General features: G+C 61.0%; 7 protein-coding genes. 2 read left to right on the plus strand and 5 right to left on the minus strand.

Features of this window, described 5'->3' with window-relative positions:
• Positions 1–26 precede the first annotated feature (26 nt).
• Entirely contained in the window at positions 27–2387 is a 2361-nt protein-coding gene (locus H2O65_RS08105) for a glycosyltransferase family 2 protein (RefSeq protein WP_182141219.1), read from the plus strand.
• A gap of 33 nt (positions 2388–2420) precedes the next feature.
• Here H2O65_RS08105 and H2O65_RS08110 read toward each other — a convergent pair whose 3' ends face one another.
• Genes H2O65_RS08110 through gatC form a run of 4 tightly spaced genes read right to left on the minus strand, consistent with a single transcriptional unit; the run spans position 2421 to position 7271 of the window.
• Positions 2421–3869 carry an NAD-dependent malic enzyme gene (locus tag H2O65_RS08110; RefSeq protein WP_182141220.1) on the minus strand — a complete coding sequence of 483 codons (1449 nt, stop codon included), beginning with the start codon at positions 3867–3869 and terminating at the stop codon, positions 2421–2423.
• Positions 3870–3926: 57 nt separating this feature from the next.
• Entirely contained in the window at positions 3927–5414 is a 1488-nt protein-coding gene (gene gatB, locus H2O65_RS08115) for an Asp-tRNA(Asn)/Glu-tRNA(Gln) amidotransferase subunit GatB (RefSeq protein ID WP_259349617.1), read from the minus strand.
• A gap of 16 nt (positions 5415–5430) precedes the next feature.
• On the minus strand, positions 5431–6969 hold the full coding sequence (gene gatA, locus H2O65_RS08120) for an Asp-tRNA(Asn)/Glu-tRNA(Gln) amidotransferase subunit GatA (protein WP_182141221.1): 1539 nt from the start codon (positions 6967–6969) through the stop codon (positions 5431–5433).
• On the minus strand, positions 6969–7271 hold the full coding sequence (gene gatC, locus H2O65_RS08125) for an Asp-tRNA(Asn)/Glu-tRNA(Gln) amidotransferase subunit GatC (RefSeq protein WP_182141222.1): 303 nt from the start codon (positions 7269–7271) through the stop codon (positions 6969–6971). Before gatC ends, gatA begins: the two co-directional genes overlap by 1 nt.
• Positions 7272–7325: 54 nt before the next feature.
• Here gatC and H2O65_RS08130 point away from each other — a divergent pair, with 54 nt between their 5' ends.
• Entirely contained in the window at positions 7326–8597 is a 1272-nt protein-coding gene (locus H2O65_RS08130; protein ID WP_182142740.1) for a phospholipase D-like domain-containing protein, read from the plus strand.
• A 14-nt stretch (positions 8598–8611) separates the two neighbouring features.
• On the opposite strand, the gene ligA is transcribed toward H2O65_RS08130, so the two are convergent.
• Positions 8612–10987: an NAD-dependent DNA ligase LigA gene (gene ligA, locus H2O65_RS08135; RefSeq protein ID WP_182141223.1), complete on the minus strand. Its 2376-nt coding sequence runs from the start codon at positions 10985–10987 to the stop codon at positions 8612–8614.
• Positions 10988–11001: the final 14 nt, after the last annotated feature.

The following is an 11001-nucleotide window of genomic DNA, read 5'->3' on the forward strand; positions in this document are numbered from 1 at the left end:
GTGTTGGCCTCTTTGGAAGGATCCCCATGGCACGTCACCCAGCCACACCTGAGACTGTGGAAGTTCTCAATGATGAAGCCCGGGCTGACGCAACTGAAGCTCGGACGGCTGATACCCGCAGGCGTGAATGGGGAGCTGAGCGTTCCCAAAAATCCTTACCGATCCTTCATAGGAAGCCCGGCACGGCGCAGCTTTCGTGGGCGCGCATCGCGATCATCATTACGGTGGCGTGCTGGTTCATGTATGCGGTGACCACGGTTGTCCGCATGTGGATTGAGCGCGACTTCAACACGCTGCGGGTCGTGGTCGAGGCCGGGGTCTACTTGGCGGTTGTTACGGCACTGAGCTTTTCCGCCACCATGTATCTGGTTTCAAGGCGGGGGGCGCTGGTTCGATTCCGCGACCATAAACGGGTGCCACGCGCCGTCCTCGACCGTCATTTTTCATCCGCAAACTACGACCGCAACATCACTTTCTTGGTGCCTTCCTATGTTGAAGAGCTCCCGGTTGTTGAGAAAACACTGTGGTCTGCTGCTTTGCAGGAGTTCCCGGATGTACGCGTCATGCTCCTCATTGATGACCCACCCTTCCCGAAGGATCCAGACCGCCGCGCAGAGCTGCTGGCCACACGCCGTTTGGGGGAGCAGATCACCCAGGAACTCGCAGAACCGTCAACACGTTTCATGGAGGCGAGGGCGAGGGCGCTGGATGAGAATGGGGGGCGCGCCGCAATCGGGGGTAGTGAGCTGGGTCGGCTGGCCACGGAGTACAGGTGGGCGGTCGAATGGTTGCTTGCCAAGGCCGATGCTTGGGAAATCCATGACCATACCGACCTGTTTTTCCGGGAGGACGTCCTCGGCGGTCTAGCGCAGGATCTGCGGCAGAATGCCGCTGCGGTTGCGGAGGCGGTCAGGGACCGTGCGACCCTTCCGGCTGAACGCGTTGAGCAAATGTACACACGCTTGGTGCGGATCTTCACCGCTTCGGTGGGGTGCTTCGAAAGGAAGAGATACTCTACGCTTTCGCACGAAGCCAACAAGGCAATGAACCTAAACTCCTACATTTCCCTCATGGGCAACCGTTGGAGACGCGTGGAGACACCGGAGGGTGTGCAGTTGCTTCCTGCAGCGGATGGGCAGTATGCGGATCTGATGATTCCCGACTCTGAGTATCTGCTGACGCTTGACGCCGATTCCATGCTGTTGCGCGACTACTGCCTGCGTTTGGTCTACTTCTTGGAGCAACCCACAAATGAGAAGGTGGCGGTCATTCAAACCCCCTATTCTTCATACCGTGGTGCTCCCACACGGATGGAACGGATTTCGGGTGCCACTACTGACATTCAGCACATCCTTCATCAGGGCCTGACTTTTCACGATGCCACCTTCTGGGTTGGGGCAAATGCTGTGATTAGGAAGAGGGCTCTGGAAGACATCGCTGTTGTCAACAATGAAGGACCGCATAGCGTCACTGTTTACATTCAGGATCGCACCGTCATTGAAGACACTGAGTCCTCCATCGACTTGGGGCTTTACGGGTGGACTCTTGAGAACTATCCGGAACGGCTCTCCTATTCGGCGACACCACCCGACTTTGGCTCCATTGTTATCCAACGGCGACGCTGGGCAAATGGTGGGTTGCTGATCCTGCCCAAATTTTGGCGCGAGCGGCGGTTGCGGAAAGAGACGCGCAACCCTGTCCGCATGCCTGAAACCGCGTTGCGCGTCAACTACATGGCATCGATTGCTTGGGCGTCACTAGGTTTGATTTTGTTGTTGGGGTACCCGTTCGACTCCCGACTGCTGAGTCCGTGGGTGCTGGCCGCCGCGCTGCCGTATTTCATCTCCATGGCAATGGATCTGAAGTCGTGCCGTTACAAGTATCTGGACGTGTTCAGAATTTACGCGTTCAACCTGGTGCTGCTTGCTGTCAACACGTCGGGGACAATCAAGTCTGTAGAGCAGGGCATCACGAATGAGAAGATCCCGTTTGCGAGGACACCGAAGGTTGAGGGCCGCACTGCTGCACCTTGGCCTTTCGCACTGGCGCCCTACGTGATCATCACTTACTCGTTTTACGTGTTTGTGCTCTACGTGATTGCGCAGAACTGGGGCAATGCTGCGTTTGCTGCGTTCAACGGGGTTTTGTGCACGGTGGGATTGGTGTCGTTCATAGGTGTGAGGAACTCGCTCCAAGACATTTTCTTAGGTTTGCAAAGCTGGTTTTATGTGCCCGACAAGCGCGCCACGTTGGCGATGGCTGACAATGGCCAAAAGGGGGCGCCGGAGCTCGCCACACCCATAGACCGCCAGGACTGGAGGGCTGCGCTGTACTTTGGGCAGACAGACCCGGACACGGGGGCGGTGCCGACGGGGCTGGGCCGCTAGAGGCGGGGCTTTGCCCGCCTCGGCCAGGGGCCCCTAGGCCAGGCTCGCCCTCTGGCTAGCAGACCCCAGGTCCTCCTGCGGAGTGATCTTCACGTGATGCGCGCCCACAAGCGCCTTCTTCGTCGCGTGCGCCACGGCGGGCCCCACACGATCGTCAAAGACACCGGGGATGATGTAGTTCTCGCTGAGCTCGTCCTCGCTGATCACACCGGCAATCGCCTCTGCACTAGCATGTAGGACCTCATCCGTGATCTCCGTTGCCCGAGCATCCAATACGCCGCGGAACAACCCCGGGAACGCCAAGACATTGTTGATCTGGTTCGGGTAGTCAGACCGCCCCGTCGCCACCACCGCTGCGTGCTGGTTGGCCTCCCACGGGTCCACCTCAGGTGTCGGATTCGCCAAAGCGAAAACAATCGCCTTGTCATTCATAGTGGCAATATCGTCGCCGGTGAGAATGCCCCCGCGGGACACGCCAATAAAGACATCCGCACCCTTGAGCCCAGCCTTCAAATCCCCCTTCACCAGGTGGGGATTTGTGTTCTCAGCCAGCCAGCGCCGCGACTCGTGTGCGTCGCCAATCGTGTCACGCGACAGCGCACCATCGCGGCCGTAACCGATGATGTCAACAGCCCCGGCAGTCAACAGCAGTTTGATGATGGCCGAGCCCGCCGCCCCCACACCGGAGACGACTATCCGCACGTCCTCGATCGTCTTCCCCGTCACCTTCAACGCATTCAGCAGGGCCGCCAAAACCACGATTGCCGTGCCGTGCTGGTCATCGTGGAAGACAGGAATGTCTAGTTCGTCGCGCAGCCGCGCCTCAATCTCAAAGCAGCGGGGCGCCGAAATATCCTCAAGGTTGATGCCCCCGTACGCCGGAGCAATCGCCTTGACGATCGAGATAATCTCTTCCGTATCCTTAGTGTCGAGGACGACCGGCCACGCGTCCACCCCACCGAAATGCTTGAACAACACAGCCTTCCCCTCCATGACGGGCAGGGCTGCTTCGGGACCAATATCCCCGAGGCCGAGGACGGCCGTCCCATCCGTAACCACCGCCACCGTGTTGGCTTTCATGGTGAGGAGGCGCGCCTTCGAAGGCTCGTCGTGAATGGCCGTGCACACACGCGCCACGCCGGGAGTGTAAACCCGGGACAGGTCGTCCCGGTTACGAAGCGGACTGCGCGGCGAAACCGCTATCTTCCCGCCAATGTGGTCCAGGAATGTCTGGTCAGCAATGGACTTGACAGTGACCCCTGGCATCGCCTCCAGGGCACCGCGCACCTCGTGGCGGTGCTGCGAATCCCGCAGGTCAAACGTGGCATCAATGACCATCGCCCCGCCCTCGGACTCTGCCACATCAAGACCCTTGATGCTTGCCCCACTCTTGGTGGCGACGTCAACTATGGCTGCCACACGTGTCTTGGATTCATCAACCAACAGACGGTATGAAGCGGTGTACGACGGTGAAACAGCCACGGAAACTCCTCAGGAAACGGCCTTTACTACGGGTAAGAACGGTGCGAGACCCGCACCTTAGTCGACCTCTAGGGCCTCTGCGATCAAGCCGCGAACTTTAGCTGCATCAGCCTTGCCTCGGGTTGCCTTCATGACGCCCCCAACCAGGGCGCCAATCGCTGCAACCTTGCCCGCCTTGATCTTTGCGACCACATCCGGGTTTGCAGCGATCGCGGCATCAATGGCTTCGCCAAGTGCACCGTCGTCAGAGACAACCTCGAGGCCACGGGAAGCGACAACCTCGTGTGGTTCGCCCTCGCCCGCCATAACGCCCTCCAGTGCCTGACGCGCCAGTGAGTCCGTCAGACGCCCCTCATCAACCAGGGTTTGCAGGGCAGCAACCTGCGCCGGTGTGACGGGAAGATCTGCCAGGGCAATGCCGTCGATACGAGCCGTCTTAGCCAGTTCACCATTCCACCACTTGCGAGCAGCAGCAGGGCTCGCACCCTCGGCAACCGTGGCCTCAACCAGCTCCAACGCGCCCGACGACACGATGTCACGCATCTCCAGGTCGGCCAAACCCCACTCCTTCTGCAAGCGGCGCCGCTTCACGGCAGGCATTTCGGGGAGGCCCGCCCGCAACTGCTCAACCCACACCGGGTCAGGGGTCAGTGGCGGCAGGTCGGGGTCGGGGAAGTAACGGTAGTCGTCAGCGTCCGACTTGGGACGCCCGGACGAGGTCGAACCGTCCTCCTCATGGAAGTGGCGTGTCTCTTGGAAGACCTTCTCACCAGCATCAAGAATCTCAGCCTGTCGCGCCACCTCAAACCGCACCGCACGCTCAATGGAGCGGAAAGAGTTGACGTTCTTTGTTTCAGTGCGGGTTCCCAGCGGATCGTCCTCGGACTTACGCAGGGAGACATTCACGTCGGCCCGGACGTTACCGCGCTCCATCCGCGCCTCAGAAATGTCCAGCGTGCGGAAAATATCGCGCAGCGTCTGCACGTAGGCGGCAGCGATTTCGTCGGCACGCTCCCCGCCCCCGGTGAATGGCTTCGTGACGATTTCTACCAGCGGAACAGACGAACGGTTGTAGTCAACCAGCGAGTAGGTGGCACCATGAATGCGCGCCCCGTCGCCACCCACGTGGTTGAGTTTGCCGGCGTCCTCTTCCATGTGAGCACGCTCGATCTCAATGCGGTACATGGAGCCGTCAGCCAACTCCACGTCAACGTAACCGTCGTACGCGATTGGATCGGAAGCCTGCGAGATCTGGTAGGCCTTCGGCAGATCCGGGTAGAAGTAGTGCTTGCGCGCAAACGTCGTGTTCTCAGCGATCTTGCAGTTCAGGGCAAGTCCCAGGCGGATCGCTGACTCCAGCATCTGCTCATTGAAAACCGGAAGGGTACCCGGCAGCCCCACAGAGACCTCGTTCACGGAACGGTTTGGCTCTGCATCAAACTCCTGCGGGGAGTCATCGAAAGCCTTCGTCGCCGTGTTCAGTTCCACGTGAACTTCGAGGCCGAGCGTCGGCTGGTACTTCTTCACTGCCGCTTCATACGTCATCTTTGCCACGACGCCCTCACTTACCTTCCCGATCGGCGCGCGCGGGGGCGGGCACCGAGTAATCATCGAGGTAGCGGCATTCCACCACGTCCTCTGCAACAAGTTCTTCAATGGCAGACGCGACGCTGTAAAGGCGCGCATCTTCACGCTGGTTCGCCACCACCTGGATTGCGGTGGGCAGGCCCGCGGCGTCGACCCCGTTGGGAATCGACAGGGCGGGCAGTCCCGCAAGGTTTGCGGGAATGGTTGCAACATCGTTGAGGTAGGCCTCAACCGGGCTCTTCACTTCACGTTCAAAGGGGAACGAGGTCGAAAGAGCGGTCGGTGAAACGTACACGTCAGCCTGCTCGAACAGCTTCTCAAGGTCCTCACGAACCAGGGTGCGCATGCGCAGTGCGGCACCGAAGTAGTCGTCATAGTTTTCGGCGCGCAGGACGCGTGTGCCCATGATGATGCGGCGCTTCGCTTCGACGCCGAAGCCTTGGTCGCGGGTGTACGCCATAACCTCATTGACCGTCGGGGTGGGGTTGTCGGTTGGGATCCAGCGGGTTCCGTACCTGATTCCGTCAAAGCGGGCCAGGTTCGAGGACGCCTCCGCGGGGAGGATCATGTAGTACGTCGCGAACGCGTACTGGATAGATGGAAGCGAGAAGTGGATGATCTCCGCGCCCGCGTCCTCAAGCTCTTTGAGAGTGCGTTCGAAGTTCGCCCGCACGTCCTCGTCGTAATCTTCGGCAAGGATTTCGTCGATGACGGCGACGCGCAGACCCTTGACGACGTTTTCGACGGATTCGCCGAGGGCGTCCGTCATCGAACCGGCATCCTCACGCAGCGATGTCGCATCACGATGGTCGGGGCCTGCGATGATGTCCTGGAGGGCGGCAGCGTCGGCCAGGTTGCGGGCGGCTGGACCAACCTGATCAAGCGAGGACGCAAGAGCAATCGCACCGTAGCGGGAAACCCGCCCGTACGTCGGCTTCACGCCGACGGTGCCCGTGAACATGGCTGGCTGGCGGATCGACCCGCCCGTGTCGGATCCGAGGGCGAAGGGCACCATGTAGGAGGCGACCGCCGCGGCGGAACCCCCGCCGGACCCACCCGGGACGCGGGACAGGTCCCACGGGTTCTTGGAAGGACCGAAGGCAGAGAACTCCGTCGAGGAGCCCATTGCGAACTCATCCAGGTTCGTCTTCCCAACGATCGGTAGGCGCGCTTCCTTGATGCGGGCCACAACCGTGGCGTCGTAGGGCGGGATCCACCCCTCCAGGAGACGCGAGGCAGCCGTTGTTTCCAGGCCTTCCGTGACAATGTTGTCCTTGATCGCAACGGGAACACCAGCCAGCGGATGCAGGTCGGCCCCCGCAGCGCGCAGTTCGTCAACTTCCTTGGCGGTGGCGCGAGCGCCCTCGGCATCAACTGCGAGGAAGGCGTGTATTGAGGGATTCAGAGCCTCAATGCGGGCCAGAGAGGCCTCCACCAGCTCGGCAGAGGTCACCTTGCCACTACGTAGCGCCTCACCCATCTCAAGGGCGGACAGCTTCATCCAGTCACTCATCAGTCTTCCTCCAGAATCCGCGGCACTTCAAACATTCCCTCAGAAGCGGCCGGTGCCTGCGAAAGCAGCACCTCGCGATCCAAAGTGTGCCCCACAACGTCGGGGCGCATCACGTTGGATAGGGGAATCGGGTGACCAGTCTGCGGTGTATTGCCTGGAACGGCTGCCGCAACCGAGTCGATCACCTGGGTGATCGCGGTTAGGTCGAGTGCTAGTTGTGCAATTTCTTCATCGGAAAGAGCGATGCAGGCGAGGTCGGCGAGCTCCGCCACCTCGTCTCTTGTGACTGTCTTTTCTGCCATGGGTGCCAGCTTAGCGCGCAGATTGCGTAGTCTTAGTCCATGTCCCAGGATGCAATGCCCCCGACACCCCCTTCCAGAAGCGCACGCAGAGCACGGTTGTTGCGCATTGCCCGCACCGGCGCCCTCGTGGCTGGTGCCGCCCAGTTCACGGCCGTCGGTGCCGTATACGCCATCGATAAGGTGCGCAAAATGCGTATCCCAGGTGGTCAACACGGGTTTCCAACCATGCCACCGCAAGAGGTTTTGGTTGGCGATAACGCGATCCAGGCTTACACCGAGGGGACAACTCTCTACGCAGACATGATCAAAGCCATAGATTCTGCGAAGACCACGGTGTTCTTTGAGACTTATGTGTGGCGTTCAGATGCGGTGGGTTTCGCCTTCAAAGAAGCATTGGTGCGGGCGGCGCAGCGCGGCGTGGAAGTCTTCGTTATTTATGACGGTTTTGGCTCTTTCAAGTCGGCTCCTGCCCTGAAGTTCTTCCCAAATCTGCCGACCCTGCACGTCCACCGAGTCAAAGAACTACGCATCGGACTCTTCCTGGGAGATATGCGCCGAACCGGGCGCAACCACCGCAAGATCCTCGTGGTCGATGACGCCGTTGGTTTCGTCGGCGGGTTCAACATCGGTAAAGACTTCGGCATGGAATGGCGCGACACCCATATCCGCCTTGTTGGGCCGGCGGTGAGAATACTCTCCGTAGGTGCCCAAGAGTTCTGGAACACATTCCGCGACAGGGACCAACCCATGTTGCCCGAGGGCGAGGAGCTGCCCTGGGATGACCAGATCACCGCTGCCTTCAACCTGCCTTCTCACCTGCTGTTCCCAGTGCGCTTGCAGTACATTGACGCTTTCCGCCGCGCTACCCAATCCCTTGAGATCACCACCGCGTACTTCATCCCCGACCGGGAAATTCTGCGTGAACTGGTTTTGGCGGCGCGGCGCGGTGTCAAGGTTCGCGTCCTCATTCCCGAGTACTCCAACCACATCCTGGCTGACTGGGTGGCGCGCCCCTACTTTGGGGAGCTCCTTGGCGCGGGCGTGGAAATCTGGCTCTACCAGCACGCCATGATTCACTCCAAGACGGTGGTTTCCGATGGGTTCCGCTCCATCGTTGGTACGGCCAACATTGACCGCCTCTCCATGATGGGCAACTTCGAAGTCACCATGCAGATTGATGATCCCGGGTTCGCGGAACGCATGGAGGCTATCTTCGAGAATGACCTCACGACGGCCCGGCCCCTCACTATTGAAGAGTGGATGGGACGCCCCATAGTCACGCGCGTGTTGGAGCGACTGGTGAGGGCATTCAACCTGGTGGTTTAGGCACGCTCGGGCTCCTAGTGGCTTGCGACAACCGCCTCTAGACCGCCTTCCAACAGGGCATCGAAAGCCATCTGGTCCACGACCGGGACCCCCAGCCCCTCTGCCTTCGCCACCTTCGATCCGGCGCCCGGGCCCGCCACGACGAGGTCGGTCTTCTTCGATACGGACGAGGACGCCTTCCCACCCCGCGCAATCACGGCCGCCTTCGCACCCTCCCGGTCGTAGCCGGGCATCGCCCCCGAAATGACGATGGTTGCACCCTCCAGAGTCTGTTGAATTTCCTCTGTCTCCTGCGTGGCTTCCAAGACGGCCCCCGCGTCCTTCCACGCCGCAACAATGTCGCGGTGCCAGTCGACCTCGAACCACTGGTGGACGGAGTCAGCGATGACCTGGCCGACACCCTCGGTATCGGCAAGGTCGTCAACACCGGCTGCCGCGATCGCGTCGAGCGAGCCGTACTTGGCGCCCAACGCCTGCGCGGCCGTGGGGCCGACGTGGCGGATCGACAACGCCACCAAGAAACGCCAGATCGGCTGGGTTTTCGCCCCCTCAAGTTGCCCCAGCATTTCCAGCAGACTCTTGCGCGGCACTGACTCCACGGGACCCCAGTGGGCTGTCTTCACGCCCGCCCTCGACCGCACCGTTTTCTTCCACGCGGTCGTCCAGAAGAAACGGACCTGGCTGTAGTCCCCCGTTGCAACGCCCCGCACCCGCACCGGCCGCCATACGAAAATGTCGGCGACGTCGTCCGCCTGCAAACTGAAGATGTCTTTCGAGGACGTCAACGTCGCGGTTTGCGGCTTGGGCAACAGTTCTTCAGCGTCCGCGAAAAGCTCCCCGTGTGTTCGCTGGGAGTCGGCGGGGAGTTCCAGCTGCTCCCCATTCTCCAAGGCCACCTTCGCGCCGGACACCAGGGCAGCCACAACTCGCTCCCGACCCAGTTCCGGTTGTGTCAGGGCGGCCGCCGCCTCAGCACCGAGCCCCTGAACGTCGAGGGCGCCACGGGATCCCAAGTGGATGAGCCGCTCCGTGATTTGCGCGGGGCAACCCGCCGCATTGGGGCAACGCAGATCAACATCCCCCTCCTTTGCTGGCGCGAGCCTCGTCTTGCAAGAAGGGCACAGCTCCGGCATCTCAAAGGCACGTTCCGTGCCGTCACGGTCCGCCATGACCGGCCCCACGACCTCGGGAATCACGTCCCCGGCCTTGCGGACCACGATGAGGTCGCCAATGAGGATGCCCTTGCGCTTGACCTCGCGAGCATTGTGCAGTGTCGCGTGGCGCAGGTGGGAGCCCGCAACAAGAATCTTCTCAAACACGGCGAACGGGGTGACGCGACCGGTGCGTCCCACCTGAACCTGAATATCAAGAAGCCGGGTAAATGCCTCCTCAGGGGGGTACTTGTACGCGACAGCCCACCGCGGAGTCCTCGACGTAGCCCCCATCTCTGCTTGGCGGTTCAGGGCATTGACCTTGAAAACCACACCGTCAATCTCATGTTCGAAACTGCCACGGCGGCGCCCAAAGTCTTCAATGGTGGCGGTGGCCTCCGCAAGCGACGTCACCACCTTTGTATGAGCTCCGATCGGCAAACCCCAGGCTGCAATGGTGTCGTACCAGTCGGATTGGGTGCTCGGCCGGCGGCTGGCGGCGTCCTCGTCCTCGTCCTCGCCCTCATTCCACACCACTTCGCCGACACCGTGGACCACGAACGACAATGGTAACTTCGCTGTCTCCGCAGAGTCCTTACGCCGCAGCGAGCCCGCTGCCGCGTTGCGGGGATTGACAAAAGTCCTTTCACCGGCAGCTAGGCGCGCCTCATTCACCGCCTCGAAGTCATCAAGCCGAAAATAGACCTCCCCGCGGACATCAACAATGGCGGGGATGTTGGCGCCGCGCAGTCGTACAGGAATGGTCTTGATGGTGCGGACATTCGCCGTCACGTCCTCGCCAACAAACCCGTCCCCACGGGTCGCTGCCTGCACGAGGACGCCCGCCTCATAGCGCAGATTCACCGCCAACCCATCAACCTTCACCTCGGCTGTCATGGGGATCTCCTCATCGGGCCACCGCCCTTCCACGCGCTTGAACCACGCGCCAAGCTCCTCAAATGAGAAGACGTCCTCCAGGCTGGTCATCTGCCGCGCGTGAGCCACGGGGGCAAACGCGCCACTGGGCGAACCGCCAACTGAAGCCGTCGGAGAATCGGGGGTGGCCAGTTCGGGGAAACGCGCCTCCAGCTCCTCTAGCTCCCTATAGAGGGCGTCGTAATCGGCGTCTGAGATCGTCGGTTCGTCGAGGTCGTAGTAGCGGCCCCGCGCCTCATTTATCGCCTCAACAAGTTCGACCCAGCGCGCTTCACCGCGAGCGATGTCCGCGTCCGTTTCCATGGGGCCATTCTTGT

Source organism: Schaalia sp. JY-X169 (assembly GCF_014069575.1).
Classification (GTDB): domain Bacteria; phylum Actinomycetota; class Actinomycetes; order Actinomycetales; family Actinomycetaceae; genus Scrofimicrobium.

Coding starts and splice junctions, on each gene's coding strand:
- gatA (WP_182141221.1), bottom strand. CDS start 6,969: ATGAGTGACTGGATGAAGCTGTCCGCCCTTGAGATGGGTGAGGCGCTA.
- gatB (WP_259349617.1), bottom strand. CDS start 5,414: ATGACGTATGAAGCGGCAGTGAAGAAGTACCAGCCGACGCTCGGCCTC.
- gatC (WP_182141222.1), bottom strand. CDS start 7,271: ATGGCAGAAAAGACAGTCACAAGAGACGAGGTGGCGGAGCTCGCCGAC.
- H2O65_RS08105 (WP_182141219.1), top strand. CDS start 27: ATGGCACGTCACCCAGCCACACCTGAGACTGTGGAAGTTCTCAATGAT.
- ligA (WP_182141223.1), bottom strand. CDS start 10,987: ATGGAAACGGACGCGGACATCGCTCGCGGTGAAGCGCGCTGGGTCGAA.
- H2O65_RS08130 (WP_182142740.1), top strand. CDS start 7,326: ATGCCCCCGACACCCCCTTCCAGAAGCGCACGCAGAGCACGGTTGTTG.